The 26516-nt window shown below is 68.7% G+C and carries 23 protein-coding genes and 1 pseudogene; 6 read left to right on the forward strand and 18 right to left on the reverse strand.

The window, feature by feature from the left end:
• The 5 genes from KIT86_RS17555 to KIT86_RS17575 all read right to left on the reverse strand — a co-directional run.
• On the reverse strand, window positions 1-501 hold a 501-nt coding region (locus tag KIT86_RS17555; protein WP_297400699.1), incomplete at its 3' end, for a CoxG family protein.
• Window positions 491-967, reverse strand: a complete 477-nt coding sequence (locus KIT86_RS17560; RefSeq protein WP_297400701.1) for a (2Fe-2S)-binding protein — start codon at window positions 965-967, stop codon at window positions 491-493. The genes KIT86_RS17555 and KIT86_RS17560, both read right to left, overlap by 11 nt.
• Before the next feature lie 15 nt (window positions 968-982).
• Window positions 983-1849: a xanthine dehydrogenase family protein subunit M gene (locus tag KIT86_RS17565; protein ID WP_297400703.1), complete on the reverse strand. Its 867-nt coding sequence runs from the start codon at window positions 1847-1849 to the stop codon at window positions 983-985.
• Entirely contained in the window at window positions 1842-4127 is a 2286-nt protein-coding gene (locus tag KIT86_RS17570) for a xanthine dehydrogenase family protein molybdopterin-binding subunit (protein WP_297400705.1), read from the reverse strand. The genes KIT86_RS17565 and KIT86_RS17570 overlap by 8 nt, the downstream gene beginning before the upstream one ends.
• 20 nt (window positions 4128-4147) lie before the next feature.
• The gene (locus tag KIT86_RS17575; RefSeq protein ID WP_297400707.1) at window positions 4148-5128 is read right to left on the reverse strand and encodes a tripartite tricarboxylate transporter substrate binding protein; all 981 of its coding nucleotides are present in this window, start codon (window positions 5126-5128) and stop codon (window positions 4148-4150) included.
• Window positions 5129-5378: 250 nt separating this feature from the next.
• On the opposite strand from KIT86_RS17575, the gene KIT86_RS17580 reads away from it, so the two are divergent.
• Window positions 5379-5939, forward strand: a complete 561-nt coding sequence (locus KIT86_RS17580; RefSeq protein ID WP_297400709.1) for a MarR family winged helix-turn-helix transcriptional regulator — start codon at window positions 5379-5381, stop codon at window positions 5937-5939.
• On the opposite strand, the gene KIT86_RS17585 is transcribed toward KIT86_RS17580, so the two are convergent.
• From KIT86_RS17585 to KIT86_RS17605, 5 genes are all read right to left on the reverse strand, one after another.
• Window positions 5936-6904 (reverse strand): PDR/VanB family oxidoreductase, encoded by a 969-nt coding sequence (locus KIT86_RS17585; protein ID WP_297400711.1) that lies wholly within the window; start codon window positions 6902-6904, stop codon window positions 5936-5938. The genes KIT86_RS17580 and KIT86_RS17585 overlap by 4 nt on opposite strands.
• Before the next feature lie 10 nt (window positions 6905-6914).
• Window positions 6915-7943, reverse strand: a complete 1029-nt coding sequence (locus KIT86_RS17590; RefSeq protein ID WP_297400712.1) for an aromatic ring-hydroxylating dioxygenase subunit alpha — start codon at window positions 7941-7943, stop codon at window positions 6915-6917.
• Window positions 7944-7986: 43 nt separating this feature from the next.
• Entirely contained in the window at window positions 7987-8211 is a 225-nt protein-coding gene (locus KIT86_RS17595; RefSeq protein ID WP_297400714.1) for a recombinase-like helix-turn-helix domain-containing protein, read from the reverse strand.
• A gap of 21 nt (window positions 8212-8232) precedes the next feature.
• Window positions 8233-9207 carry a VOC family protein gene (locus KIT86_RS17600; protein ID WP_297400716.1) on the reverse strand — a complete coding sequence of 325 codons (975 nt, stop codon included), beginning with the start codon at window positions 9205-9207 and terminating at the stop codon, window positions 8233-8235.
• Window positions 9208-9425: 218 nt separating this feature from the next.
• Window positions 9426-10307, reverse strand: coding sequence for a transglutaminase family protein (locus KIT86_RS17605; protein WP_297400718.1), 882 nt, complete (start codon window positions 10305-10307; stop codon window positions 9426-9428).
• Between the two features lie 166 nt (window positions 10308-10473).
• On the opposite strand from KIT86_RS17605, the gene KIT86_RS17610 reads away from it, so the two are divergent.
• From KIT86_RS17610 to KIT86_RS17620, 3 genes are read left to right on the forward strand one after another with little or no spacing between them, the layout of a single operon-like run.
• Window positions 10474-13026, forward strand: coding sequence for an ABC transporter permease (locus tag KIT86_RS17610; RefSeq protein WP_297400720.1), 2553 nt, complete (start codon window positions 10474-10476; stop codon window positions 13024-13026).
• Window positions 13027-13076: 50 nt separating this feature from the next.
• A complete protein-coding gene (locus KIT86_RS17615) occupies window positions 13077-14135 on the forward strand; it encodes a PLP-dependent cysteine synthase family protein (RefSeq protein WP_297400722.1) in 1059 nt (352 codons plus the stop codon).
• A 7-nt stretch (window positions 14136-14142) separates the two neighbouring features.
• A complete protein-coding gene (locus tag KIT86_RS17620; protein WP_297400724.1) occupies window positions 14143-15282 on the forward strand; it encodes a carotenoid 1,2-hydratase in 1140 nt (379 codons plus the stop codon).
• A 39-nt stretch (window positions 15283-15321) separates the two neighbouring features.
• On the opposite strand, the gene KIT86_RS17625 is transcribed toward KIT86_RS17620, so the two are convergent.
• Together KIT86_RS17625 and KIT86_RS17630 are read right to left on the reverse strand one after the other, a co-directional pair.
• Window positions 15322-16386: a M48 family metallopeptidase gene (locus tag KIT86_RS17625; RefSeq protein ID WP_297400726.1), complete on the reverse strand. Its 1065-nt coding sequence runs from the start codon at window positions 16384-16386 to the stop codon at window positions 15322-15324.
• Entirely contained in the window at window positions 16386-17588 is a 1203-nt protein-coding gene (locus tag KIT86_RS17630) for a YjgN family protein (protein ID WP_297400728.1), read from the reverse strand. The genes KIT86_RS17625 and KIT86_RS17630 overlap by 1 nt, the downstream gene beginning before the upstream one ends.
• 90 nt (window positions 17589-17678) lie before the next feature.
• On the opposite strand from KIT86_RS17630, the gene KIT86_RS17635 reads away from it, so the two are divergent.
• Both KIT86_RS17635 and KIT86_RS17640 read left to right on the forward strand, forming a co-directional pair.
• Window positions 17679-19463: an ABC transporter transmembrane domain-containing protein gene (locus tag KIT86_RS17635; protein ID WP_297400730.1), complete on the forward strand. Its 1785-nt coding sequence runs from the start codon at window positions 17679-17681 to the stop codon at window positions 19461-19463.
• Window positions 19464-19605: 142 nt separating this feature from the next.
• Window positions 19606-20937, forward strand: a complete 1332-nt coding sequence (locus KIT86_RS17640) for a Glu/Leu/Phe/Val dehydrogenase (RefSeq protein ID WP_297400731.1) — start codon at window positions 19606-19608, stop codon at window positions 20935-20937.
• Between the two features lie 241 nt (window positions 20938-21178).
• Here KIT86_RS17640 and KIT86_RS17645 read toward each other — a convergent pair whose 3' ends face one another.
• The 6 genes and pseudogenes from KIT86_RS17645 to KIT86_RS17670 form a co-directional block, all read right to left on the reverse strand.
• Entirely contained in the window at window positions 21179-21652 is a 474-nt protein-coding gene (locus tag KIT86_RS17645) for a DUF1178 family protein (RefSeq protein ID WP_297400733.1), read from the reverse strand.
• Window positions 21649-22257 (reverse strand): NUDIX hydrolase, encoded by a 609-nt coding sequence (locus KIT86_RS17650; RefSeq protein WP_297400734.1) that lies wholly within the window; start codon window positions 22255-22257, stop codon window positions 21649-21651. The genes KIT86_RS17645 and KIT86_RS17650 overlap by 4 nt, the downstream gene beginning before the upstream one ends.
• Window positions 22258-22271: 14 nt before the next feature.
• Complete coding sequence (locus KIT86_RS17655; RefSeq protein WP_297400736.1) at window positions 22272-22574, reverse strand: DUF2818 family protein; 303 nt, start codon at window positions 22572-22574, stop codon at window positions 22272-22274.
• A gap of 55 nt (window positions 22575-22629) precedes the next feature.
• Window positions 22630-24138: an NADH-quinone oxidoreductase subunit NuoN gene (gene nuoN / locus KIT86_RS17660; RefSeq protein WP_297400738.1), complete on the reverse strand. Its 1509-nt coding sequence runs from the start codon at window positions 24136-24138 to the stop codon at window positions 22630-22632.
• Between the two features lie 27 nt (window positions 24139-24165).
• On the reverse strand, window positions 24166-25641 hold the full coding sequence (locus KIT86_RS17665) for an NADH-quinone oxidoreductase subunit M (protein ID WP_297400740.1): 1476 nt from the start codon (window positions 25639-25641) through the stop codon (window positions 24166-24168).
• 16 nt (window positions 25642-25657) lie between these two features.
• Window positions 25658-26516, reverse strand: a pseudogene (locus tag KIT86_RS17670) (NADH-quinone oxidoreductase subunit L); the annotation flags it as partial.

Raw genomic sequence — 26516 nt, forward strand, 5'->3', positions numbered from 1 at the left:
GGGCACTGGTGGCGCTTCCGCGGCGGTGGCCGGGGTCTCCACGGCCACCGCACCGGGGCCGGCCAGGCGCGCGGCCGCGTTCACCCCGAACTCGTCCCACAGGCGGTCGGCCTTGGTTTTCATCACGCCCAGGCCGAAGGTGCCCATGCGGCCGAGCACGTCCACCTTGACCTTCATGCGCAGTTCGGTGCCACCGCCTTCGCGGGGCTGCAGCCACATCTCGCTGTTCTGCTTGAGCGAGCTGGCGACGGACGCGTCTTCGCCGGTGCCCTCGGCGCGCAGGTAGCGCGGTGCATCGCGTTCGACGATGCGGGTCTTGAGCTTGAAGCGCGCGCTGATGAAGGCGATCTTCACCTTCATCACGGCCACGTACTCGTCCTCGCTCACGACGTCGATGGACTCCATGCCGGGCACGCAGGCGCCCATGGCGTGGGGGTCGAGCAGCAGCGCCCAGACGTCTTCCGGCGGCGCGTCGAGCAACAGGGTTTTTTCAATTTCCACGCATCTTCTCCGCGGCGTTGAGGATGGATTCGACGATCTGGGTGTAGCCGGTGCAGCGGCAGAGGTTGCCGTTGAGGCCATGGCGCACCTCGTCTTCGCTGGGCGCGGGGTTGGCCGCGAGCATCGCGCACGAGGTCATGAGAAAGCCGGGCGTGCAGTAGCCGCATTGCAGGCCGCCGCATTGCATGAAGCTCTCCTGCAAGGGGTGCAGGGTCTCGCCCTGCGAGAGGCCTTCCACGGTGGTGATGTGGCGCCCGCTGTGTTGCACGGCCAGGCTCAGGCAGGACTTGACGACCTGCCCGTCGACCAGCACGGAGCAGGCGCCGCAGATGCCGGTTTCGCAGCCGCGCTTGGTGCCGGTGAGGTGCAGGTCGTCGCGCAGAAAGTCTGCGAGCAGGCGCCGCGCGGGCACGGTGCTCTGCACGGCTTCGCCATTGACGGTGAGGGTGATGGGGTGTTGGCTCATGGCTGGGGTCTGTTCCTATTCCTGGGGCAGGCCGAAGAGGTCTGCGATGTTGCGCCGGGCGACCACGCGCACCATGTCGCGCCGGAAGTCGGCGTCGCCGCGGGCGTCGGACACGGGCTCGATGTCGGCGGCGACGATGTCGGCGGCTTCGGCCGCCACCTCGGCGGTGATGGTCTTGCCGGCCAGCCACGCTTCGGCGCGCGGCAGGCGCACGGGGATGGGGGTGGACGCACCGACGGCGATGCGCGCTTCGGTGCAGACGGCACCCTGGCGACGCGCGACGAAGGCCACGCTCACCAGGGGCCGGTGCTCGGCCGCCGTGCGCAGGAAGCGCGCGTACTGGCCGCTTGCGTCGGCGGGCAGCGCGGGCACGCGGATCTCGCTGAGCAGTTCGTCGGGCTCCAGCGCGGTGGTGTAGTAGTCCACCAGGAAGTCGCTCAGGGCCAGCACGCGCTCGCCGCGCGCGCTGGCGAGCACCACCTGCGCGTGGAGCGCCAGCAGGCAGCCGGGCGGGTCGGTGGAGGGGTCGGCGTAGCAGAGGTTGCCGCCGATCGTGCCCTGGTTGCGCACCTGCGGGTTGGCCACGCGCGCGGCCATGCTGGCGAGCATGGGAAAGCGCTCGCGCACCAGCGGCGATGCGGCGACCTCGGCGTGCAGTGTGAGCGCGCCGATGCGCAGGCCGCCGCGCTCGTCGAGCGCGATGCCGCGCAGCGCGCCCAGCCGGCCCAGCGACACCAGGTGCGAGGGCGTGAGCATGCGCTGGCGCATGCCGAGCATGAGCGCGGTGCCACCGGCGATCACGCGGCATTCGTCGCCGAGATCGGCCAGCATGCGGCTGGCCTCGGCCACGCTGGCGGGTTCGAGGTAGTCGAAGTCATGCATGGGCCGTCTCCTCCAGGGCGCGCAGGGCGGCCAGCACCTTCTGCGGGGTGATGGGCAGGTCGGTGATGCGCACGCCCACGGCGTCGTACACCGCGTTGGCGATGGCGGGTGCACCGGGCAGGATGGCGGTCTCGCTCGCACCCTTGGCGCCGTGCGGGCCGTTGGGCTCGTCGGACTCGACCAGCCCGCCGCGCAGCAGGGGCACGGCGTCGGCGGTGGGCATGTTGTAGTCGGCGAAGTTGCCGTTCATGAGGCGCCCGCCTTCGAGCTGGAGTTGCTCGTAGAGCGTCCAGCCCATGGCCTGCACGGTGGCGCCGTTGGTCTGGCCGTGGATGGCCAGCGGGTTGAGGGCTTTGCCGCAGTCGTCGCTGACGAAGCTGTCGATCACCGTGACCTGGCCGGTCTGGGTGTCCACCTCGACCTCGACCGCCTGCGCCGCGAACGAGTAGGCGGGCGCGATGTTGCCGTGGACCTGGTCGTCGTGCATCTGGGTCTTGGCGTCCCAGCTGCCCATGACCTGGATGCCTTCGCCGCCGTGGCGCCAGATGTGCTGGCGCGCCACTTCGGCCAGGGAGCGCTGCGCCCCGGGTTGGCCGCGCACGCGGATGTGGCCGTCGGCGATTTCCAGCTGGTCGGCCCGCGCGCCGAGCATCTGCGCGGCCAGGGCGAAAAGCTTGTCGCGCGCGGCCTGCGCGGCCACGATGGCGGCATTGCCCGCCGCCATGGTCACGCGCGAGGCCAGGGTGCCGATGCAGAAGGGCGCGGTGTCGGTGTCGGGCGCGACCACGTGCACGTGGGCCAGCGGCAGGTTGAGCTCGTGGGCCACGACCTGGCTGAGCATGGTCATGGCGCCCTGCCCCATGTCGCCCTCGCTGCAATGCACCACCAGGCGGCCGTCTTCGTTGACCTTGATCATGACGGTGGAGCCGTCCCAGTTGCCGATGGTGCGGTTGCCGCTGACGTGCATGGCCGCGGCCATGCCCACGCCACGGCGACGGCTGCCCGTGCCCGGCGCCCGCGCGCGCTTCGCTTGCCAGCCGATGGCTTCGGTGCATTGCGCGATGCATTCGAGCAGGCCGGTGCTGCCGATGTGCCAGCCGTGGATGGAGGTCTCGCCGCGCCCGATGGCGTTGCGCCGGTGGATCTCCACCGGGTCGAGCCCGAGCTGCCCGGCCATGGTGTGGATGTGGCTGTTGAGGGCGAAGAGCATCTGCGTGCCGCCAAAGCCACGAAACGCGCCGTGCGGCGGCGTGTGGGTGTAGGCCATGGTGGCGTGCGAGCGCACGTTCTGCAGCCGGTGCATGTTGTCGCTGCGCATGGCGCTCACATGCATGACCTCGGGCGAGAGGCCGCAGTAGGCGCCGCAGTCGGCGACGATGTGCACGTCCTTGGCGACGATCAGGCCTTCGCGTGTCATGCCCAGCTTGAGGGTGATGCGCTCAGGCACGCTGGAGCAGGCGGCCTGGAAGTCTTCGAGCCGGTTGTTGACGAGGCGCACCGCGCGCCCGGTCTTGAGGGCGAGCAAGCCGGCCACGAGCTGGTTGTCGTCTTCGACGATCTTGCCGCCAAAGCCCCCGCCCACGGTGGCGGCCTGCACCCGCACGCGCGAGACCGGGAGCTCCAGCGCCGCGGCCAGGCGCGCGCGCGCCAGGAAGACGGACTGCGTCGAGGTCCAGACCTGCAGGCGGCCGTCCGGGTCGATCATCGCCACGCTGGCCATGGGTTCGAGGTAGCCCGGGTACTGAGCGTGGGTGGTGTAGGTGGCTTCGTGGATGAGGTCGGCCTGCGCGAACCCGGCCTCGACGCTGCCGCGCTCGAAGCGGATTTCGTGCGCGACGTTGCCGCGCCCGGGATGAACGCCGCTGGCGCCTGGGGCGAGCGCGTCCTCGGGGCTCAGGAGCGCGGGCAGCTCTTCGTATTCGATGTGGATGAGGTCGAGCGCATCGCGCGCGATCTCCTCGGTGGTGGCGGCCACGGCCGCCACCTCTTCGCCCGCGAAGCGCACCGCGCCCTCGGCCAGGATGCGGCGCTCCTTCTGGTGCACGCCCCACAGGGTGCGCGGCGCATCGGCCCCGGTGAGCACCGCCTTGACGCCGGGCAGGGCCCGCGCGGCCGAGGTGTCCACGCTCACGATGCGCGCATGGGGATAGGGGCTGCGCAGGATCTTGCCGTGCAGCATGCCGGCGACTTTGATGTCGCCGGCGTACACCGCGCGGCCCAGCACCTTGGCGCGGGCGTTGACCTGCGGCGTGTCGCGGCCCAGGGTGGATTCGCTCATGGATGTTCCTCGGCTTGGGCTCAGTCGGCCTGGATGTTCAGGTCTTTGATGAGCTTGGAGAGGCGCGCGTGGTCGTCGGCGTTGATCTTGGCCAGCGCCTCGGGCTTGCCGCCCACCGGGCGCGAGCCGAAGGTCGCCATCTTTTCGACCACGTCGGGCATGCGCAGGATCTCGTTCATGTGCTCGTTGAGCAGCTTGACGACGGACGGCGGCGTGCCCTTGGGGGCGAAGATGCCGTTCCAGGCGCCGAGCTTGACGTCCTTGTAGCCCTGCTCGGCCACGGTGGAGAGGTTGGGGACCAGCGGGCTGCGTTCGCCATCGGTGAGCGCTACCGCGACCAGCTTGCCGGTCTTGAGGTGCGCTTCCACGGCGCCCAGCGTGGCGTAGCCCATGGTGACGCGGCCCGCGAGCATGTCGGGAATCATGGGACCGACGCCGCGGAACGGCACATGCTGCACCTGGATGCCGGCGGCGCGGTTGAGCCACTCGGCCACGATGTGCATCGGCGAACCGGCGCCCGGGCTGGCGTAGGTGAGTTGCTTGCCGGCCTTGGCCTGGGCCACGAGGTCGGCCACGGTCTTGATGCCGCTGTCGGGGTGCGTGACCAGGAGCACCGACTGCATCGCCGTGAGCACCACCGGCTCGAAGCCGTGCAGCACGTCGTAGCTGGCGCTGGGGGCGAGCTTGAGCACCATGGGTGCGGTGGTGAAGGGGTTGGGCGTGAACAGCAGCGTGTAGCCATCGGGCTTGGCGCGCGAGACGTAGGTGTTGCCCAGCGTGCCGCCCGCGCCCGGCTTGTTTTCCACGATCACGGTCTGCTTGAGCCGCTGCGAGAGCTTGTCGGCGAACAGGCGGGCGGTGGCGTCCGAGTCGCCGCCGGGCGGATAGGCCACGACCAGGCTGATGGTCTTGTCCGGGTAGGTCTGGGCGGCTGCGCCACCCGCGATCAAAGCCGTGGCCGCCAGGGCCAAGGCCATCCACTGTCGACGATCCGTTTTCATCAATGCACTCCTGTAAAGGCGATTCATGCCGTTGGGTGGGGTCCAGGCCGGTGTCCGTCCGCGCCGTTGGTTGGTTTCATATTGGAAACATGGGTTTACAACGGAAACGCATTCATCCTATTCCTTCGTCGTTGACTGATCAACGATGAAATCCCGCATTCTCACAATTTGTTGCAATTTAATTGACGGATCAACGACGGGATCGGTGCGGGGCGCGGATCGGGCGCGCTGCTTCGCTGAGAATGCCCGCATGTCCCAAGACGAGCCCCTGCAGAAACCCGCCGCCGCGCCGCCCGAAGCGGGCGCCGACGACATCGACAACCCCTGGGCGGACCTGGCGCCCGACGGCGCCGGTCTGGCGGTGCACGACTTCCTGACGACGATGTTCAGCCACACCAGCAACGGGCTGCGGCGCGCGATCACCCTGCCCTACGCGGACCGCTTCGAGCTCACGGTGTCGGAGTGGCGCATCCTCTCGGTGCTGGCGCACGCGGGCTCACTGCCGTTTGCAGAGCTGGTGGAACTCGCGGCGGCCGACAAGGCGCAGGTCAGCCGCGCGCTGCGGCTGCTGGGCGATCGAGGGTTGGTGCAGACGCAGACGCCGGGCCCTCGCGGGCGCAAGGGCCTGACCTGCCGCATGACGGAGGCCGGCGAGGCGCTGTATCAGGAGATCATGCCGCTGGCGCGGCGCAGCCAGGCGCAGATGATCCTCACGCTCAGCCGGGACGAGCGCCGCATGCTGTACACGGTGCTCGGCAAGTTGCGGCGGCAGTGCGGGACTGCCGCCGCCGACGACGACGCGGTCGCTTAGAGGTCCAGGACGAGCCGGTCGCTCTTGCAACCGGAGACGCAGACCATCATGGCCTTGTTGGCCGCGCGCTCGGCGTCGGTCAGCACCATGTCGCGGTGGTCGGGGATGCCTTCGAGCACCTTGGTCTCGCACGAGCCGCAGATGCCTTCTTCGCAGCTGAAGGGCACGTCGGCGTTGATTTCGATGAGGCGCTTGTGCAGCGTGGTCTCGGGCGTGACCTCGAACATCTGGCCGCTGCGGCGCAGCTCGACGGTGAAGCGGGTCTTGGCGTCGTCCGCGGCCGCCACCTCGACCGCCGCGAAGCGCTCGATGTGGGCGTTGGCGTGGCCCAGCGCGGCGCAGGTTTTCTCGAAGTTGTCCAGCATCACGGCCGGACCGCAGGCGTAGTAGTGCTCGCTGGCCGAGGGCGGGCGGCGGCCCAGCAGGGCCGGGAGGTCGGGCGGGCCGCCCTTTTCGTCGTCGAAGTGCCAGGTCACGGGCACGCCCAGGGCTTCGATTTCGTCGATGAAGGCCGCGCTCTTGCGCGAGCGCGCGAAGTACAGGAATTCGAAGCTGCGGCCCAGGTCCTTGAGGCGGCGCGCCATGCACAGCACGGGCGTGACGCCGATGCCACCGGCCACCAGCACCGTGTGGCCGGCCTCTTCGTGCAGGCCGAAGTGGTTGCGCGGCGCGCTGATGGTGATGCGCATGCCCACGCGCAGCTGCTCGTGGACGCAGCGCGAGCCGCCCCGGCTGGCGCGGTCCTTGAGCACGCCGACCACGTAGCGGTGGCGCTCCTGGCTGTTGTTGCACAGCGAGTAGCTGCGCACCATGCCGTTGGGCAGGTGCAGGTCGATGTGGGAGCCGGCCGTGAACGGGGGGAACACGACGTCGGGGGCGGGACGCAGGTCCACGCTGATGATGTCGTCGGCTTCGTGACGCAGGGTGTGGACCCAGGCTTGCAGGGTGGTGGCGTTGTTGCTCATCCCGCGATTCTCACACGGGCTTGTCCAGCTGGGCTTTGGCCAGGTTTCTGAGGTGGCGGCGCAGGCGCACGATGCCCATGTCGTGGGCGTACAGGTGCTCGCGCTTGTTGGCGTCGGGCTCCATGTTTTCCACGGCGACGCGGTCCTGCTCCAGCACGTTCCAGTGGCGCTCTTCCAGGCGGTTCTTGTAGAGGAAGCGCCAGGTGTCGCGCTGCCAGCCGGTCACGCGGCGGCAGCGCCAGTGGAACACGCCCGAGGTGCGGTTGTTGATCGGCGTGTAGCTGCCGATGATGGTGAAGTTGCCGCCGGGGCCGCCGGTCTTGGGGTAAGGGATTTCCAGGCGCATCACGTGGATGCCCAGGTCCATCCACTCGGTCCAGTCGAAGTTGACGCCGCGCTGGCCTTTCTTCTCGAAGCAAAAGCCGTTGGGGATGTCGCGGATCTGGAATTCGGCCTGGCTGTCGCCTTCGCTCATGGTGTGCGACTGCTTGTGCAGGTACACGCCGTGCATGGGGTCCATGACGTTGTCGATGACGTAGCGGTAGTCGCCACCCCACTCGGTGTAGCAGAGGAAGGACGACCACTCGGGCGAGGTGAGTTCCTCGGGCAGGCGCAGCGGGGGCGCTTCGTCCAGGATGGGGTTGCTCGCGTTGTAGAGGAAGATCGCGCCGGCCGCTTCGGTGGCGTGGAACATGCGCGCGGGGCGCGAGCCTTCGAGCTTGCAGCCGGGGCTGCCCGGCACGCGGGTGACGGTGCCGTCGCAGCGCACCTCCACGCCGTGGTACGGGCAGGCCAGGCGATCGCCCAGGTTCACGCCCAGCGAGAGCGGCGCGCCCCGGTGCGGGCAGTGGTCTTCGAGTGCGTGCACCTGGCCGGCCTGGTCGCGCCAGAGCGCGATCTTGTAGCCCAGGCGGCGGATCGAGATCGGGTCGTTCTTCACGAAGCCGGATGGGCAGACCGGGAACCACAGGTCCTTGAGGCCGACTTCGAGGACGGCGTCGACCGGGTCGAGCTGAACGTTGATGACAGAGGTATCCATGGGACGTGTCTCCTGGCGGGGGGCTGGGGTCGGGCGGCGCGGTTCAGGCGCCGAGGCGGGCCATTTCCTGCTGGAAGGACTGCTCGGTCCAGCGCTGGCCATTGGGGCCCGAGGGGCCCGCGTCGTTGAGGTGCTTCACCAGGCCTTCGAGGTCGTGGATGCCCTGGGCGTAGGCGCGTTCGATCGAATCGCCCAGCAGGCCCTCATACGAGGTCGGCGGCGCGGTGCGCGACTGGTGGGTTTCGTTGTACAGGTCGGGGGTTCGCATGCGGTGTCTCCTTCGGTGTCGTCATTCCGTGGGCGGCTTGGGCTTGTCGGTCATGAATTGGCCGCTGGGCGCGGCGGCGTTCACCTGGCGGCGGGTGTGGCCGTCGATGCCGCCCTTGATGGCCCATTCGGCGAACACCGTCGGCCCGGGCGTGAATTCGCGCGGCTCCCAGTCGGCGGTGAGTTCGTCCTCGTCGGTGTAGTACTCCACCAGCGCGCCGGCCGGGCTCTCGAAGTACCAGAACATCGCCGATGAAATCGGGTGCCGGCCCGGGCCGAGCTCGGTGCTCCAGCCGCTGCGCGACATGTGCATGCCGCCGCCGACCACTTCGTGCAGGTCGCGCACCGAAAAGGCCACGTGGTTGAGGCCCTTGCGCGGCTCGGGTGGCTGCAGCAGGAACAGGTCGTGGTGGCCGCCCTCGGCCGCGCAGCGCAGGAACAGGCCGCGCCCGGGGTAGAGGTCGGAGACCACGAAGTCCAGGTGGTCGATGTAGAAAGCGCCGGTGGCCTTGAGGTCGGTCACGAAGAACACGACGTGGCCCACCTCGACCGGGGTGGCGCGGTCGTAGGCCGGGCTGCGCTGGTTGCGGCGCGGGCGGTCGCTCCAGGTGTTGACGAGCGCGCTTTCGATCTTCACGTCGCGCTTTTTCGTGAGCTGCAGGCGCACGGCCAGGCCATTGGGGTCGGTGCAGCCGACGCGGCCTTCGGCGTCCACGAAGCCGGGCTGGCCCTGCAGGCGGCTGCGGTAGAGCGACAGGCTCTCGGCCGTGTCCACGCCCCAGACCACCTCGCGCAGCGTGGGGTCGGGCTCGACGCCGGCGGGCAGGCCGGGCTTGTCGGAATGCGCCACGACCACGCGGCAGCCGTTGAGCGATTCAAACACCAGCTCCTGCGGCGATTCCTGCACCAGCGAGAGGCCCCAGTCGAGAAAAAACTGGCGGCAGCGCGGCAGGTCGGCGGCGCCGTAGGTGATTTGATCGATGCCCAGTACGCTCATCTGCAGTCCTTGAAGTGCCTGGCCGCCCCGGGCGCCCAAACGTTTCTTTAGTAAACCCGTGTTTCTTACTTGAAACGAACCGAATTCTACCGGCAAACGCGCAGCGTGGGAAGTGGCTCACAGAGTAATTTGCTCGGCTATGTGCCGGCAATGGGGGGCCCCGCACGAGCGCTTGGCTCGCGCCGGGGCCGATGGTGCGGGTCGCCGGGCGGGCGGGGTCAGCCCCCCGCCTGCCATCCCCCATCGGTCGAGAGCGCCTCGGGCCGGTGCACGGGCATCAGCCAGCCGTGCTGCGGGCTGGTCTGGGCCGAGATGTCGATGCGAGGTGCGTGCGTGACCACACCGCCGAAGATGGTGGCAAACGAGGCGTCGGCCGCATCGCGCCCCGTGCCGATGCGCAGGAAGCCCATGGGAATGGCGGTGCCGGAAGGATCGAAGATGTACCAGCGGTGGCCGATGTACGCCTCCACGTAGGCGTGGAAGTCGGTCGGGCCCAGGGCCGGGTCGGCGCCGAAGTCGACGGCGGTGGTGAAGCGCGCGGGGATGTTGAGCGCACGGCACATGGTGATCATGAGGTGCGCGAAGTCGCGGCACACGCCCTTGCGGTCGTTGAGGGTGTCCAGCGCCGAGGTCATGGAGTTGCTGGTGTTCGACTCGAAGGTGACCTGGCTCTGCACCCACTGCTGGATGGCCTGCACCCGGGTGTAGCCCATGGGCAGCTGGCCGAAGAGCTCGTTGGCCATGGCGGTGACGCAGTCGGACTGGCAGTAGCGGCTGGGGTAGATGTAGGCCAGCGCCTCGGGCGGCAGCTGGGCGACCGGCGTCTCGAACACGCTCTCGGGCTGCGCCACGTGGTGCTCGATGTCCACCGTGGCGCGGTAGCGCACCGACAGCGGGCCCGGCCCGGCGCTCAGGCGCAACGTGCGCGTGCGCGTGGCCGCGTCGGTGTGCATGAGCAGGGGCACGGGCTGGCTGACCTGCAGCTGCTCCCAGCTGACGGTCTGCTGGGGCGAATGCGCGGCCTGCACGTTGAAGATGAAATCGGCACCGGGGGGGTGGATCTCGTATTGCAGATCGATGGCGAGGTGAATGCGAACCATGGGGTCACCGTGTGGAGAGAGGTGGGCCGGCCTTGCGGCAGGCAAATGCGCGTGGAGCGCTGTGGGATCGGTGAACGCCAGACAACCGTTGGACCATCTTACGCGTGCAGGCCGCTGGCCGTCGGTGCGCTGTCCCACCAAACGCGATGGGCTTAAGCTCCACGCCATGCGCGCGCTGCTCTCGACCTTCTCCTTGCAAGAGTTGCGCCACCACCCCTGGCGCAACGCCTCGGCGGTGGTGGCGGTCATGCTGGGCGTGGCGCTGGCGTTCGCCGTGCACCTGATCAACGCCTCGGCGCTGGCCGAGTTCTCCAGCGCGGTGAGTTCGGTCAACGGCCAGCCCGACCTGGAGCTGCGCGCACGCCAGGGCTCGCTGGACGACGCCCTGCTCGCGCGCGTGGCCGCGCACCCCGGCGTGGCGCAGGCCAGCCCGGTGCTGGAGGACGCCGTGCAGGCCGTCGTGCGCGACGGCGAGCGCCTGGGCGCCAAGCTGATGGGCGTGGACGCGCTGGTGGTGGCAGCGCTTTCGCCGGCCTTGATGCCGCTGAGCGACGGCGAGAACACCTCGCGGCGCTTCGATCTCTTCGCGCCCGATGCCGTGTTCCTCAACGCGGCGGCGCAGCAGGCCTTGGCCGGGCAGGACACCGTGCGGTTGCACAGCGGCCCGCGGCTGCGCGTGGCCGGGCGCGTGAACGCGCCGGGTGCGCCGCTGCTGGTGATGGACGTGGCCGCCGCGCAAGCGCTGACGGGCCGCGTGGGCCAGCTCAGCCGCATCGACCTGCGCCTGGCCAGCGGCGCGCGCGCCAGCGAGGTACTGGCCGCGCTGGACCTGCCCGCGAACGTGATCGCGCAGCGGCCCGAGCAGTCGGGCGAGCGGGTGAGCAACCTCTCGCGCGCCTACCGTGTCAACCTCACGGTGCTCGCGCTGGTGGCCCTGTTCACCGGCGCCTTCCTGGTGTTTTCGGTGCTGTCGCTGTCGGTGGCGCGGCGCCAGCCGCAGTTCGCGCTGCTGGGCGTGCTGGGCCTGTCCAGCCGCGAGCGCCTGCGCCTGGTGCTGGCCGAGTCCGCCCTGCTGGGCCTGCTGGGCAGCGGGCTGGGCATCGCACTGGGCACGGCCCTGGCCGCGCTGGCGCTGCGCCTGCTCGGCGGCGACCTGGGCGGCGGCTACTTCTCGGGCGTGACGCCGCCACTGCTGTGGAGCCCGCTCGCGGCCACGGTGTACCTGCTTCTGGGCGTGGTGGCGGCGCTGGTGGGCGGCTGGTGGCCTGCGCAGGCCACCGCACGCCTGGCGCCCGCGCTGGCGCTCAAGGGCCTGGGCGCGCCGCTGAGGCCCGGTGCGCGCCGCCACACGCTCGCGCTGGCCCTGGTGCTGCTGGCCGCCGCCATGGCCTGGGCACCGCCGGTGGCGGGGATTGCGCTGGCGGCCTACGTCTCGGTGGGCTTGCTGCTGGTGGGCGGCATCGCGGCGCTGCCGCTGGGCGTGGGCTGGCTGCTGGACCGGATCGCGCCGCGCATCGCCCGCCACGCGCTGCCGGTGCTGGCGGTGGAGCGCGCGCGCCGCTTGCGTGAAACCGCCGCCGTGGCCACCAGCGGCGTGGTGGCGAGCCTGGCGCTGTCGGTGGCGCTCACGGTGATGGTGGCGAGCTTTCGCGATTCGGTCACGCACTGGCTCGACGCCGTGCTGCCGGCGCAGCTCTATGTGCGCAGCGTGGGCAGCGGCGGCGGCGATGGCAGCCACCTGCCGGCGGCGTTCGTGGCCGGCGTGGCCCAGGTGGAGGGCGTGGCGCGCGTGGACACGCTGCGCGCCACCCCCGTGCAGCTCGCGCCAGAGCGCCCCGCCATCGCGCTGCTCACGCGCCCGCTGGAGAGCACGGCCGGCGGCACGCTCAGCCTGCCGCTGGTGGGCAACCCCCTGCCCGCCCCCGCGGTGCCCGAGGGGGAGCGCGTGGTCACGGTGTATGTGAGCGAGGCCATGGTGGACCTGTACGGCGCCCGACCGGGTGGCTGGCTGCCCTCACTCGCCCAGGCCTTTGCCGAGCCGCAGGTGCGCGGCACGCGCTTCTTTGTGGCCGGGGTGTGGCGCGACTATGCGCGCCAGCACGGCAGCGTGGTGATGGACCGCGCCGACTTCGTGCGCCTCACCGGCGATGCGCGGGTGAACGACCTCGCCCTGCACCTGGCCGAGGGTGCCGATGAAAACGCGGTGCGCGAGCGCATCCGGGCATGGGCCCAGGCACAGGGCGCGGCCGATGCGATCGAGTTCGCCTCGGTCGGCCAGATCCGCGCCAACTCGCTGCGCATCTTCGACCGCAGCTTCGCCGTCACCGTTTGGCTGCAGGCGGTGGCGATCGGCATCGGCCTGTTCGGCGTGGCCGCGAGCTTTAGCGCGCAGGTGCTGGCGCGCCGGCGCGAGTTCGGCCTGCTCGCGCACCTGGGCCTCACGCGCTCGCAGATCCTGGGCGTGGTGGCGCTCGAAGGCCTGGCCTGGACGGTGCTCGGCGCGCTCGCCGGCTTGGCGCTTGGCCTGGCCGTGAGCGTGGTGCTGGTGCATGTGGTGAATCCGCAGAGCTTTCACTGGACCATGGACCTCGTGCTGCCCTGGGCCCGCCTGCTCGCGCTGTGCGCTGCCGTGGTGGTGGCCGGCACGCTGACCGCCTGGCTCGCCGGCCAGGCCGCCGCCAGCCGCGATGCGGTGCGTGCGGTGAAGGAAGACTGGTAATACACAATGCCCCACTCCCTCTTGCCTTGACACCTCCGCCGCTCACCGACATGACCCCTTCGACCCCCTGGGTTCACCAGGCCATCGCCCGCATCGAGGCCGACTTCTGCCGCAGCGCCGACACCCACCTCATCGCCCTGCCCCTGCCGGGCTGGGCCGCGCACGGCATCGACTTTTACCTGAAGGACGAGTCCACCCATCCCACCGGCAGCCTCAAGCACCGGTTGGCCCGTTCGCTGTTTCTCTACGCGCTGTGCAACGGCTGGGTGCACGAAGGCACGACCATCGTGGAGGCTTCCAGCGGCTCCACCGCCGTGAGCGAAGCCTACTTCGCCCGCCTGCTCGGCCTGCCCTTCATCGCCGTGATGCCGGGCACCACCTCGCAGGAAAAGCTCGACCAGATCGCCCACTACGGCGGGCGCTGCCATTTCGTGGAGAAAGCCTGCGAGGTGTACGCCGCTGCCCAGGCCCTTGCCAAGGCCACCGGTGGCCACTACATGGACCAGTTCACCCACGCCGAGCGCGCCACCGACTGGCGCGGCAACAACAACATTGCGCAGAGCATGTTTGAGCAGATGGCACACGAGCGCCACCCGGTGCCGCGCTGGATCGTGGTGGGGGCGGGCACGGGGGGCACCAGCGCCACCATCGGCCGTTTTCTGCGCTACCGGCGCCATGCCAGCCAGCTCTGCGTGGCCGACCCGACGGGCTCGGTGTTCAGCGCCTACCACCGGCTGCGCGACAGCACGCTCACCGCGCCGGGCTCGCGCATCGAAGGCATCGGACGCCCGCGCGTGGAGCCCAGCTTCATCCCCAGCCTGATCGACCGCATGGTGGAAGTGCGCGATGGCGATTCGCTGGCGGCGATGCATGCCCTGTCCGACCTGCTGGGCCGGCGCGTGGGCCCGTCCACCGGCACCAATCTGGTGGCGATGCTCGAACTGGCGCAGGAGATGAAGGCGCGCGGCGAAAGCGGTGCCCTGTTGTCGCTGCTGTGCGACAGCGGTGAGCGCTACCGCCAGACCTACTTCGACCCGGCCTGGGCGCTGCAGCGATTCGGCGACACCGCGCCTGCGCTGGCTCAGGTGCGGGCGCACCTGCTGGGTTGAAGGCGCCATGAACCAACCCTGGCGCCCGTCGCGAAGGCAGCTGCTGCAGGGTGCGGCGGGGTTGGCGTGGCCCGCGGCTCACGCGCAGCCGGTGCACCGCCCGGGTGAGGCGCTGCGACCGCGTGCATTGCACTTCCCCCGCGACCACGGCACGCACAACGAGACGCGCACCGAGTGGTGGTACCTCACCGGCCAGGCCAGGGACGCAGCGGGGCGCGATTTCGGCTTTCAGGTCACCTTCTTCCGCAGCCGCGTGGACGGCACCCAGGGCTTGCGCAGCGCGCTGGCGGCGCGCCAGCTGCTGTTCGCGCACGCCGCCATCACCGACGTGCAGGGCGGGCGCTTGCTGCACGACCAGCGCATCGCGCGCTGGAACGGCGAGGCACCGGTGCAGGCACTGGAGCGCGGTGTGTTTGCCAGCGCCGAAGACACGCATGTGGTGCTGCGGGACTGGTCGCTGCAGCGCCACCCCGGCGGCGGCCATTACACCGCTCGCGTGGTGGGCGATGAGCTCGGCATCGATCTCCAGGCGGTGCCCCGGCAAGCCTGGCTGCTGCAGGGCGAGCAGGGGTTTTCGCGCAAGGGGCCGGACGCCTCGCAGGCCAGCTTCTATGTGAGCCAGCCGCACCTGGCCGTGCAGGGCACGCTGGCGCTGCAAGGCCAGCGCTTCGAGGTGCGCGGCACTGCGTGGCTGGACCACGAGTGGAGCGAGGCCCTGCTGCACCCGGAGGCGGTCGGCTGGGACTGGATCGGCATGAACCTGTTCGATGGCCACAGCCTCACGGCGTTTCAGTTGCGGCGCAAGGACGGCAGCAAGCTCTGGGCCGGGGGCTCGTTCCGCGCAGCAGGCAGCGCGCAGAGCAGCACGGACATCGCCCGCTTCAGCCCGGCCGAGGTGGACTTCCAGCCCCGGCGCTGGTGGACCAGCCCGCTCACGCGCGCGCGCTACCCGGTGGAGTGGGTGGTGCGCACGCCGGGCGAGACCTACACGGTGAAGGCGGTCATCGATCCGCAGGAACTCGACAGCCGCGCCAGCACCGGCACCGTGTACTGGGAAGGTCTGTCGGATTTGATCGACCGACATGGCAAGGCGGTGGGGCGCGGGTACCTGGAGATGACGGGGTATGTGCAGCGCTTGGTGCTCTGAGTCTTGCTCCGCCGTGACTCGCAGGCCAGCAACCCGGCGCTAGAAATCCGCCCGCCACTCGCGGAAGAACCGGATGCGCTCCGCGTGATCCGGATGGCTTCCGATGGCGATGGGCAACGACACGCGCTCGTCGTCATCGTCCTGCGAAGTCGCGTCCGAGTCGGCCTTGGCAAGCATGCGCTCGAAGAACACCGCCATGGCCGCCGGCGGCACGCCACCCGCGTGCATCAGCCGGGCCGCATGCGCATCCGCGCGGCGCTCGGTGTCGCGCGAATAGGCCTGGGTCGCCAAGGTTGCGGGCACCGTCGCCAGGAATCCGCTGGCATCGCCCAGCACCACCCCCACCAGCGCACTGATCAGGCTCGCGCGCACCACCATGTCCAGCCCGTCGCGGTGCTCGACGTGGCCCAGTTCGTGCGCCAGCACGCCCACGAGCGCATCGGGCTGGTCGTGCAGCAGCTGCACCAGCTCGTCGGTCATCACCAGGTACCCCCCTGGCAGCGCAAAGGCGTTCGCGCCCAGCACGGGCGAGGCATGGAATGCCAGTTCCCAATGCGGCGCATCGCCCTGCGGGTAGGCACGATCCACCAGCGCCTTGAAGCGCTGGCGCAGCTCGTCCTGCTGCTTCTGAGGCAAGCGGCTGGGCCGCAGGAACAGGCGGTCCAGTTGCTGCAAGCTCTGCTGGCCCACGTGCCGGTCCAGCGAATCGGGCACCTGGTGCGCCAGCGCCTGGCTCAACCAGGGCACGCCCCACAACCAGGCGGCCCCCAGAAACACCGCCGAACCCGCCAGCGCGACCAGCGTGGCGCGCCAGCTCTGGGTCCAGCGAACCACCGCACTGTCCTGCAGGCCGCTGGCCTGCGCCCAGGCGTCCCACGCAGCCGCATCGGCGTGCTGGATCAGGCCCCCATCGGGCAACTCGGCCTGGCGCTGGCCGTGCGTGCGCCGCTCGGGCCAGCGCACGCGCGCCAGCGGGTAGCGCCGCGTGTCTTCGCCCACCTGCATCAGCAACTCGCCCGCTTCCACCCGCAGCGTCACCGCGTGCGGCCTGGGCGATCGACCGTCGAACCACTGGCTGTGGAGCGAGGCAGGCGCTGCGCCCATCAGAGGCCCATGTCCATGCCGAAGAAGTCGCCAGCGGCGTCGCCCAGCACCCCTGTGCCGGCTTGCTGCGCGCTCGCCAGCCATTGATCCACCGGACCATCGACCTCCAGCGACATGGCCTGGAGTTTCAGGCGCGCGGTGCGCACCTTGGCAAAAGGCCAGTACAGGCCCAGCGTGACCACGATCAGCAACCAGTTGACCAGGGTGACGCGGAACAGGCTGCGAAAACGCAGCGCGCTGCCCAAGCGGATCTTCTCGCTGCGCGTGCCGTTCCACAGCAGGTCCTGGAAACGCGCGCCGAAGTACGGGGCGCTGACCAGCGGAATCAGCAGGTAGATCACGCCCAGTGCCACCGGCACCACCAGCGCCACCAGGGCCCGCCGCTGGCCCGCGGCCAGCTCGCCGAACATGCCGCGCGCCAGCACGAACAGCACCAGCGCGACCAGCGCGGCGCCCACGAGGCCCACCGCCAGGCTCACGCCCCCCGTCTTCAGGAACAGCCCGTAGAAACGCCAGTTGCTGCTGGTCAGCCGCGTGCGCTGCTGCGCGAAGCCATAGCCCCCGTGCTGGTACCGCTTGATGCGCGCCATCAGCCAGGGCACGAGGGCCATGAAGAGCAGCACCACCGAGCCGATCACGATGCCCGCGCGCCGCCCCGCCTCGGGCGCCATCTCCTCGCCTTCGGTCACTTCGGGCAGGAACAGCACAAAGGCCAGCGCCGGCAGAAAGAAGGGCAGCATGCTCAGGTACGCCCCCTTCAGGTCGCCCACAAAGCTCAGGCGCACGCCGCGCCAGCTGGTGTTGCGCAGGCGAAACTGCAGCGAAGCGCGCCACAGGGCGGGCCACAGCGCCATGAAGACCAGCAGCGCGACCCACGCCAGCTCGGGCTGAAAGTTCGACACCGCCCAGTAACCCACGCCCAGCAACAGCATCAGCAGGTAGCCGCGGAACATCTTGCGCGGGTCGGCGTGGAAACCCAGCGGGTCGCCGCCCACCAGGGTGTTGTTCTGGAAATAGGCGATGCGCCGCGCGCGCGCGAACGGCGCGTACAGGGTGAAGGTGACGAGGGTGAGCAGCAGGTTGACGATCCAGATGCGGAAGTACTCGCTGCCCGAGCCGGTGAACCGGATGTCAAGCGCCTGCACCGGCGCAGGCTCGTCCGCCAGCGCCACCGTGGGCGCGAATTCGTCCTGCTGTGCCATCCCCGCCCCCTTGATTTTGAGAAATTGGAAGGCATCCTAGCATCGCGGCCGTGTTCGCGCCCGACCACCAAACCCGGCACACTCTGCACCATGCCCACCCCCTCTTCCGACCGCCCCAAAGCCGAATCGCCCACCTCGCTCGGAGGTCTTCGGCCCTTCATGCGGCCCTACCGCACGCAGATCGCGCTGGCCATGCTGTTCCTGGTGCTCGCGGCGGTCGCCACGCTGCTGTTTCCGGTGGCCCTGCGCGGCTTGATCGATGGCGGCCTGGTGGCGGGTGATCGCAGCGCGCAGGCCATGGGCTTGCGCGGCCACTTTCTCGAGCTCTTCGGCGTGGCGGTGGCGCTGGGCCTGTTCTCCGCCGCGCGCTTCTACCTCGTGAGCTGGTTGGGCGAGCGCATCACGGCGGATCTGCGCAACGCGGTCTACAGCCATGTGCTGCGCCAGAGCCCGCAGTTCTTCGAGACCACCCAGACCGGCGAGGTGCTCTCGCGCCTGACGACCGACACCACGCTGGTGCAGACCGTGGTGGGCTCCTCGCTCTCCATGGGCCTGCGCAATGGCGTGATGGGCATCGGCGCACTGATCATGCTGGTGTGGACCAACCCCTACGTGATGCTGCAGGTGCTGCTGATCATCTTGCTGGTGGTGCTGCCCAGCATGTGGTTCGGCCGGCGCGTGCGCAAGCTCTCGCGCGCCAGCCAAGACCGCGTGGCCGACTCCAGCGCGATCGCGGCGGAGGTGCTCAACGCCATTCCCATCGTGCAGAGCTACACCGCCGAAGACCGCGAGGCACAGCGCTTCAAGGACTCGACCGTGAACGCTTTCACCACCGCCATCCGCCGCACCAAGGCCCGCGCCGGCATGGTGGCCTTCATCATCATCAGCACCGCGGCGCTGTTGCTCTGGGGCCTGTACCAGGGCACGCAGGCGGTGCTGGCCGGCACCATCACGCCCGGGCACCTGGGGCAGACGGTCGTCTACATCATCATCCTGGCGGGCGCGGTGGCGGTGCTGGGCGAGGTGTATGGCGACCTGCTGCGCGCCGCGGGTGCAAGCGAACGGCTGATGGAGCTGCTGGCCAGCCAATCGCCGGTGCAGTCGCCCACGCGGCCCCTGCAGGCCGCGGCGCCGCAAGGCGGCAGCGCGCTGGCCTTCGACGACGTGACCTTCCACTACCCCTCGCGCCCGACGCAGGCGGCACTCAGCGGGTTCTCTCTGGCGGTGCAACCGGGGAAGACGGTGGCGCTGGTCGGCCCCAGCGGCGCGGGCAAGACCACGGTCTTCGGCCTCCTGCTGCGCTACTACGACCCGGCGCGGGGCGGCATCCGGCTCGATGGCGTGCCGATCGACCAGCTCGACCTGCACGCGCTGCGCCAGCGCATCGGCATCGTGCCGCAGGACCCGGTGATCTTCTCCAGCAGCGCGATGGAAAACATCCGCTACGGCAAGCCTGGCGCGAGCGATGCCGAGGTGCGCGCAGCGGCGGCCGCGGCCTTCGCCGACGAGTTCATCGAACAACTGCCCGAGGGCTACAACACCTTCCTGGGCGAGCGCGGTGTGCGCCTCTCGGGCGGGCAGCGCCAGCGCATCGCGATCGCACGCGCCATGCTCAAGAACCCGCCGCTGCTGCTGCTGGATGAAGCCACGAGCGCGCTGGACGCGCAGAGCGAACGCATGGTGCAGGCAGCACTGGAGTCGGCCATGAAGGACCGCACCACCCTCGTAATCGCCCACCGCCTGGCCACCGTGCAGCAGGCCGACCACATCGTGGTACTCGACCACGGCCGGCTGGTGGAACAAGGCACGCATGCCGAGCTGGTGGCCCAAGGCGGCGTGTACGCCGGGCTGGCGGCGCTGCAGTTCAACGCCTGAGCGGTCTGCCATCAAAAGGCCCAAGTATGCAAACGATGCATAACACAATGGCATCATGGCCTTGGACATGACGAGACCATCTCCGTAAGCTTCCGCGTGTTGGCCCATCGGTGCATGGGTCACAACCCACAAGGAATCTTCCATGTCACAAACACCGCCCCGTCCGGCCGGCAGCGCCACCAGCGCCCCGGCCGTTTTCACGCAAGCCCTTCCCTCTTACCTCGACCCCAAGCACCTCGGCCCCTGGGGCGTCTACCTGCAGCAGGTGGACCGTGTCGCGCCCTACCTCGGGCCTCTGGCGCGCTGGGTTGACACCCTCAAGCGGCCCAAGCGCACGCTGATCGTGGACGTGCCCATTCACCTGGACAACGGCACCGTGGCCCACTTCGAGGGTTACCGTGTGCAGCACAACACTTCGCGCGGCCCGGGCAAGGGCGGCGTGCGTTTCCACCAGGACGTGACGCTGTCCGAGGTGATGGCGCTTTCAGCGTGGATGTCGATCAAGAACGCCGCGGTGAACGTGCCTTATGGCGGCGCCAAGGGCGGCATCCGCGTGGACCCGCGGCAGCTCACGATCGGTGAACTCGAGCGCGTGACGCGCCGCTACACCAGCGAGATCGGCATCATCATCGGCCCGACCAAGGACATCCCGGCGCCGGACGTGAACACCAACGAGCAGATCATGGCCTGGATGATGGACACCTACTCGATGAACGAAGGCGCCACCGCCACCGGCGTGGTCACCGGCAAGCCGGTGGACCTGGGCGGCTCGCTCGGCCGGCGCGAAGCCACGGGCCGTGGTGTGTTCACCGTGGGCGTCGAAGCGGCGCGCCGCATCGGCCTGGACGTGGCCACCGCGCGCGTGGCCGTGCAAGGCTTTGGCAACGTGGGCGGTGTGGCCGGCAAGCTGTTTGCCGAAGCCGGTGCGAAGGTGGTCGCGGTGCAGGACCATGGTGGCACCATCTACCGCGAAGCCGGCCTCGACGTGCCCGCATTGCTGGACCATGTGAAGCGCGCCGGCACGGTGGCTGGTTTTGCTGGTGCCGAAGTGATGGCCAACGACGCCTTTTGGGACGTGCCGTGTGACATCCTCATTCCGGCGGCGCTGGAGTCGCAGATCACCGAGGCCAACGCCGGACGCATCCAGGCGCGCATGGTGATCGAGGGCGCCAACGGCCCGACCACGCCGCAGGCCGACGACATCCTGCATGAACGCAACGTGCTGGTGCTGCCCGACGTGATCGCCAACGCGGGCGGCGTGACGGTGAGCTACTTCGAGTGGGTGCAGGACTTCTCCAGCTTCTTCTGGAGCGAGGACGAGATCAACGCCCGCCTGGTCAAGATCATGAAGGACGCCTTCGCCGCCGTGTGGCAGGTGGCCGACGAGAACAAGGTGAGCCTGCGCACCGCCACCTTCATCGTGGCCTGCAAGCGCATCCTGCACGCGCGCGACCTGCGCGGGCTGTATCCGTAACACCCCCCTGCGCCGCTTCGCGGCTTCCCCCCTCTCTGGCGCGCCTTCGGCGCTTGGAGGGGGGACGATGCCTGTGGCCCGGCGAAGCCGGTTCCACGGCATCTCTGGAGCACGACACGCGCTTCGGAGATAGGACTTCGGGGTTGCCGAAGAAAAAGTTGCGGCGCTCAGGGCGCATCCTCGAGAGACAGCGAGGGGCGGCTGCGCCGGCCCCGCGCAGCGGCGCAGGGGGGAGCCCCAGCTACTGCAAGGTTTCCTTGATCCCCGGCACCGAAGGCAAGGCGATCACCTCGATGCCCTCTTCCATCAACTCCAGCGCTTCCTGCGGGCTGGCCTGGCCACGGATCTGTCGATGTTCGACTTCGCCATGGTGCATGGCCCGGGCTTCGTCGGCGAAGCGTTCACCGACGTCTTCGGTGTTCGCCATGACCTCGCGCAGCGCCTGCATGATGCGCGCCTGCATGGCCACCAGATCGGGTTGTCCGCCGTGGTTGCTCATGGCCACCGCCGCACCCGCCGCCGGCCCTGCCGGGGTCTCGCGGCGGCCAGCGCGCAGGTTCAGCCTGGGCGCGGAGAGTTTCTTCTGGATGTGCACATCGCCACACATCGGGCACGACACCAGGCCGCGCTCCAGCTGGCTGGTGTAGTCGTCTTCGGAGCCGAACCAGCCTTCAAATTCGTGCTGATGCGCGCACTGCAGATTGAGGACTTTCATGTGCCGGATTCTCCCGCATCCGCCCCGCCCGGCGAGGCAGCCCATGGCAGAACCCATTCACCGCGCTGCACGTTCTGCAACCACATGGAGCCAATCAGGGTTTTGCAGTCGATCACCTCACCGCTGAAGCACCAGGCTTGCAGCTCGGCCGGGGTGGCGGCAAACACGTCCAGGAATTCGCCCTCGTCGAGGCGACGCTCACCCAGCGTGAGGCCACGGGCGAACCAGATGTCGATGACTTCGTCTGAATAGGCAATGGTGGGCGCAAGCCGGCCGGCGAAGGCCCATTCGCGGGCGCTGTAGCCGGTTTCCTCAAGCAGTTCCCGCTGCGCGCAGGCCAGGCTGCCCTCGCCCGCGTCAAGTTTGCCGGCGGGAAACTCGATCATCACCGCCTGCATCGGGTGGCGGAACTGCCGCTCCATCACCACACGGCCGTCGTCCAGCAGCCCGATCACCATCACCGCGCCCGGGTGCAGCACGAACTCGCGTGTGGCCTGGGCGCCGTCGGGCATGCGCACCGTGTCGCGCACCACGTGCAGGAAATGCCCGCGCAGCAACTCGGTGCGCGACAGCGGCGTTTCTCGGAGGTGGCTGTCGTCGGCCATGGGCGGATGGGGCTTCAGCCGCGGCGGCGGTACAGGTAGCGGTAGACGAAGCCGGGGAAGGCCAGGGTCAGGAACAACGAGCCCGTGGTCGCGTAAAACTCCCAGCCCTGAGGGGCGATCTGGCCCGCGTCGCGTTCGAGCGCCAGACCCAGCGCGCCGACGACGAAGTACAGCAACACCAATTCACCCACACGCATCCACAGGGTCTTGGGCGCACGGCGCGGCAGCACGGCCAGCCAGCGATCGTTGAGAAAAGGCAGGTTGGCCGCGACGAAGGCGGTGATCAGCACCAGCCAGACAGAGAATGTGTGGGTCATGGAACGGTGTGAGCCGGCGGGCACCGGCAAGTTCACCGGTGCATCGCCAACGCGCTCAGCCCAGCAGTTGCGCCACGGCCTGGGCGCACAGGGTCATGAGGCCACCGGGCACGATGCCGAGCACCAGCACCAAGAGGCCATTGACCGACAGCACCGCGCGCGCGTCGAGCCCGGCCTCGATTTCGGCGGTCTGCGTGGGCGCGTCGAAGTACATGATCTTGACAACACGCAGGTAGTAGAACGCGCCGATCAGCGACATGATCACCGCGAACACGGCCAGGCCCACATAGAAGGCGGCGCTCGATGCCAGCAGCGCCTGCAGCACGGCAAGCTTGGCGTAGAAACCCACCAGCGGCGGCACGCCAGCCAGCGAGAACATGCAGACGGCCATCACGCCGGCGTACAGCGGGCTGCGCTGGTTCAGGCCGGCGAGGTCGCTGATGTTCTCCGATTCAAAACCGCTGCGCGAGAGCAGCAGGATCACGCCGAAGGTACCCAGCGTGGTCAGCACGTAGGTGACGACGTAGAACATGGACGAGCCGTAGGCGTTGGCCATGTTGCTGCTGTCCAGGCCGTCGGCGCCCTGCACCACGCCCGCGAGCAGGCCCAGCATCAGGAAGCCCATCTGCGCGATGGTCGAGAAGGCCAGCATGCGCTTGAGGTTGTTCTGCGCGATGGCCGCGAGGTTGCCCACCAGCAGCGACAGCACGGCAAGCACCGCGAGCATCTGCTGCCAGTCCACGGCCAGAGGTTGCAGGCCCTCGACCAAGAGCCGGATCACGATGGCGAACGCGGCCAGCTTGGGCGCGCCACCGATCATCAGGGTGATGGCGGTCGGGGCGCCGTGGTACACGTCGGGCACCCACATGTGGAAAGGCACGACGCCAAGCTTGAAGGCCAGGCCTGCGACCACGAACACCAGACCGAGGGTGAGCACCTGCGGCGAGCCCACGAGCGTGTCGTCCCCACCCGCGATGGTGAGCATCACTTCGGTGAGGTTCAGCGAGCCGGTGGCACCGTAGACCATGGACAGGCCGTACAGCAGGAAACCGCTGGCGAGCGCGCCCAGCACGAAGTATTTCATGGCCGCTTCCGTGGCCTTCACGTCGTCGCGGCGCAGCGCCACCAGGGCGTAGCTGGAGAGGGTGAGCAGCTCCAGGCCGAGGTAGATCACCAGGAAATGGTGGCTGGAGATCATGACGAACATGCCGAGCAACGCGAACATGCCCAGGCTGAAGAGCTCGCCACCGCGCAGCATGTCGCGCTGGCCCGAGTAGGCGCGGCCGTACACGAAGGTGACCATCATGGCGATGGACGCGAAGCACTTGAGCCAGTTGCCCATCGGGTCGCTGACGATCATCCCGCCGAAGCCGTAGACGGTGTTGCCCGACGTGGCGGCCAGGCCTTGCAGCACCGCGATAACGCCCAGCGTCAGCAAGGTCAGGCCATAGGTGACACCGCGCAACGGCGTTTTCACCGCGAGATCGACGAGCGCGATCACGCAGGCCATCGTCATCAGAAGGATTTCTGGGTAGGCCGCAACCCAGCTGAGCTTGTCAATCATGTGAGCGTTCTCTCGTGTAGCGTGAGCTCAGTTCAGTTTGGAGATGGCCACGTGGCGCAGCAATTCGGCCACGGACGCATCCATCACATCGGTGAAGGGCTTGGGATAGACACCCATGTAGAGCACGGCCAGCGCCAGCACGGCCAGCACCAGGAATTCGCGCGCGTTGATGTCGACCAGGGCCTTGACGTTGTCGTTGCCCACGCTGCCGAGATAGACGCGCTTGTACATCCACAGCGAATAGGCGGCACCGAAGATCAGGGCCGAGGCGGCCAACAGGCCGATCCAGAAGTTGGCTTTGACGGCGGCGATGATGACCATCCACTCGCCCACGAACCCGGCGGTGCCTGGCAGGCCGGCATTGGCCATGGTGAACAGCAGTGCAAAGGCCGCGAACTTGGGCATGGTGTTGACCACGCCACCGTAGTCGGCGATCTCACGAGAATGCACGCGGTCGTACAGCACGCCGATGCCCAGGAACATGGCCGCCGAGACGAAGCCGTGAGCGATCATCTGCACGATCGCGCCCGACACGCCGAGGTCGCTGAAGACGAAGAAGCCGAGGGTGACGAAGCCCATGTGCGCGACCGACGAGTAGGCCACGAGTTTCTTCATGTCCTGTTGCACCATGGCAACCAGGCCCACGTAGATCACGGCCACGAGCGAGAGCGCGATCATCAGCCAGGCCCATTCGTGCGCAGCGTCGGGCAGGATGGGCATGGAGAAGCGAAGGAAGCCGTAGGCGCCCAGCTTGAGCATGATGGCCGCCAGCACGGCGGAGCCGCCGGTGGGCGCTTCCACGTGCACGTCGGGCAGCCAGGTGTGCACTGGCCACATCGGCACCTTCACGGCGAAGGCCGCGAAGAAGGCAAAGAACAGCAGGGTCTGCGCGGTGCCGCCCAGCGGCAGCTTGTACCAGTCGGCCAGGGCGAAGCTGCCACCGGACTGCGTGTACAGGTAGATCAGGGCCACCAGCATGAGCAGCGAGCCCAGCAGGGTGTACAGGAAGAACTTGAAGGCGGCGTAGATCTTGTTCGGTCCGCCCCAGATGCCGATGATGAGGTACATCGGAATCAGCGTGGCTTCGAAGAAGACATAGAACAGCATCGCGTCCTGTGCGCTGAAGACGCCGATCATCAGGCCAGACAAGATCAGGAAGGCGCCCATGTACTGGTTGACGCGCGAGGTGATCGACTCCCAGCTCGCCACCACCACGACCACGTTGATGAAGGCGGTCAGCAACACCAGCCACAGCGAGATGCCATCCACACCCAGGTGGTAGTTGACGTTGAAATTCTCGATCCAGGCGCGCTTCTCGACGAACTGCATCGCCGCTGTGCCCAACTCGAAGCCGGTGTACAGCGGCACGGTGACGGCCAGGCCGGCAATGGCGCCCACCAGCGCGATCCAGCGCACCACATGCGCCTGATCGTCGCGGCCCAGGGCCAGCAGCACGACACCGAAGAAGATCGGCGTCCAGATTGCAAGGCTCAGCAAACCCATCTTGTTATCCCTCTTCTTATTTGGCGAGCCAGACGAAGTACGTCATGAACAGCAGCACGCCCACGATCATCATGAGCGCGTAGTGGTAGAGGTAGCCGGTCTGCGCGCGGCGCACGACCGAGGACACCACACCCACCAGCTTCCAGCTGGCGTTGACCACGCCACCTTCGATCACGCCCCGGTCGCCGCCCTTCCAGAGGCCGACACCAAGAGCGCGTGCGCCACGGGCCAGCACGTTCTCGTTGAACCAGTCCAGGTAGTACTTGTTCTCCAGCACCACGATCACCGGGCGCAGCGCGCGCGCGATGGCGGCCGGCACCGCGGGGTTGATGAGGTACATGTACCAGGCGCACACCGCGCCGGCCAGGGCCAGGTACAGCGGCGCGGTCGACAGCGCGTGGGTCGCCATGGCCAGGGGGCCGTGGAACATCTCGGCAAACTTCGCCATGGCCGGATGGGCCGTGGTGTTGATGGTGATGGCGTCCTTGAAGAAGTCACCGAACAGCATGGGCTGGATGGTGATGAACCCGATCACGACCGAAGGAATGGCCAGCAGCAGCAGGGGCACTGTCACCACCCAGGGCGACTCGTGCGGCTTGCCATCACCGTGGCCATGGGCATGGTCGTCGTGGTGGTCGCCATGGTCATCATGGTGGGCATCCGGATTCTGGTCGTAGCGCTCCTTGCCGTGGAACACCAGGAAGTAGAGCCGGAACGAGTAGAACGAGGTGACGAACACGCCAGCGAGCACCGCGAAGTGCGCGAAGCCGGCGGCCGGCAGGGTGCTGAAGTGCACCGCCTCGATGATGCTGTCCTTGGAATAGAAACCGGAGAACAGCGGCGTGCCGATCAGGGCCAGCGTGCCCAGCAGCGAC

Origin of the sequence: Hydrogenophaga sp. (assembly GCF_026125825.1) — a bacterium.
Lineage (GTDB): Bacteria > Pseudomonadota > Gammaproteobacteria > Burkholderiales > Burkholderiaceae_C > Hydrogenophaga.

What these genes read in the sequence shown, in the direction of transcription:
- KIT86_RS17590 (WP_297400712.1), bottom strand. Translation starts at nt 7,943, where the DNA reads ATGGATACCTCTGTCATCAACGTTCAGCTCGACCCGGTCGACGCCGTC.
- KIT86_RS17640 (WP_297400731.1), top strand. Translation starts at nt 19,606, where the DNA reads ATGTCACAAACACCGCCCCGTCCGGCCGGCAGCGCCACCAGCGCCCCG.
- KIT86_RS17585 (WP_297400711.1), bottom strand. Translation starts at nt 6,904, where the DNA reads ATGAGCAACAACGCCACCACCCTGCAAGCCTGGGTCCACACCCTGCGT.
- KIT86_RS17595 (WP_297400714.1), bottom strand. Translation starts at nt 8,211, where the DNA reads ATGCGAACCCCCGACCTGTACAACGAAACCCACCAGTCGCGCACCGCG.
- KIT86_RS17605 (WP_297400718.1), bottom strand. Translation starts at nt 10,307, where the DNA reads ATGGTTCGCATTCACCTCGCCATCGATCTGCAATACGAGATCCACCCC.
- KIT86_RS17665 (WP_297400740.1), bottom strand. Translation starts at nt 25,641, where the DNA reads ATGGGTTTGCTGAGCCTTGCAATCTGGACGCCGATCTTCTTCGGTGTC.
- KIT86_RS17580 (WP_297400709.1), top strand. Translation starts at nt 5,379, where the DNA reads ATGTCCCAAGACGAGCCCCTGCAGAAACCCGCCGCCGCGCCGCCCGAA.
- KIT86_RS17610 (WP_297400720.1), top strand. Translation starts at nt 10,474, where the DNA reads ATGCGCGCGCTGCTCTCGACCTTCTCCTTGCAAGAGTTGCGCCACCAC.
- KIT86_RS17645 (WP_297400733.1), bottom strand. Translation starts at nt 21,652, where the DNA reads ATGAAAGTCCTCAATCTGCAGTGCGCGCATCAGCACGAATTTGAAGGC.
- KIT86_RS17600 (WP_297400716.1), bottom strand. Translation starts at nt 9,207, where the DNA reads ATGAGCGTACTGGGCATCGATCAAATCACCTACGGCGCCGCCGACCTG.
- nuoN (WP_297400738.1), bottom strand. Translation starts at nt 24,138, where the DNA reads ATGATTGACAAGCTCAGCTGGGTTGCGGCCTACCCAGAAATCCTTCTG.
- KIT86_RS17575 (WP_297400707.1), bottom strand. Translation starts at nt 5,128, where the DNA reads ATGAAAACGGATCGTCGACAGTGGATGGCCTTGGCCCTGGCGGCCACG.
- KIT86_RS17650 (WP_297400734.1), bottom strand. Translation starts at nt 22,257, where the DNA reads ATGGCCGACGACAGCCACCTCCGAGAAACGCCGCTGTCGCGCACCGAG.
- KIT86_RS17630 (WP_297400728.1), bottom strand. Translation starts at nt 17,588, where the DNA reads ATGGCACAGCAGGACGAATTCGCGCCCACGGTGGCGCTGGCGGACGAG.
- KIT86_RS17615 (WP_297400722.1), top strand. Translation starts at nt 13,077, where the DNA reads ATGACCCCTTCGACCCCCTGGGTTCACCAGGCCATCGCCCGCATCGAG.
- KIT86_RS17655 (WP_297400736.1), bottom strand. Translation starts at nt 22,574, where the DNA reads ATGACCCACACATTCTCTGTCTGGCTGGTGCTGATCACCGCCTTCGTC.
- KIT86_RS17620 (WP_297400724.1), top strand. Translation starts at nt 14,143, where the DNA reads ATGAACCAACCCTGGCGCCCGTCGCGAAGGCAGCTGCTGCAGGGTGCG.
- KIT86_RS17625 (WP_297400726.1), bottom strand. Translation starts at nt 16,386, where the DNA reads ATGGGCGCAGCGCCTGCCTCGCTCCACAGCCAGTGGTTCGACGGTCGA.
- KIT86_RS17565 (WP_297400703.1), bottom strand. Translation starts at nt 1,849, where the DNA reads ATGCATGACTTCGACTACCTCGAACCCGCCAGCGTGGCCGAGGCCAGC.
- KIT86_RS17570 (WP_297400705.1), bottom strand. Translation starts at nt 4,127, where the DNA reads ATGAGCGAATCCACCCTGGGCCGCGACACGCCGCAGGTCAACGCCCGC.
- KIT86_RS17560 (WP_297400701.1), bottom strand. Translation starts at nt 967, where the DNA reads ATGAGCCAACACCCCATCACCCTCACCGTCAATGGCGAAGCCGTGCAG.
- KIT86_RS17635 (WP_297400730.1), top strand. Translation starts at nt 17,679, where the DNA reads ATGCCCACCCCCTCTTCCGACCGCCCCAAAGCCGAATCGCCCACCTCG.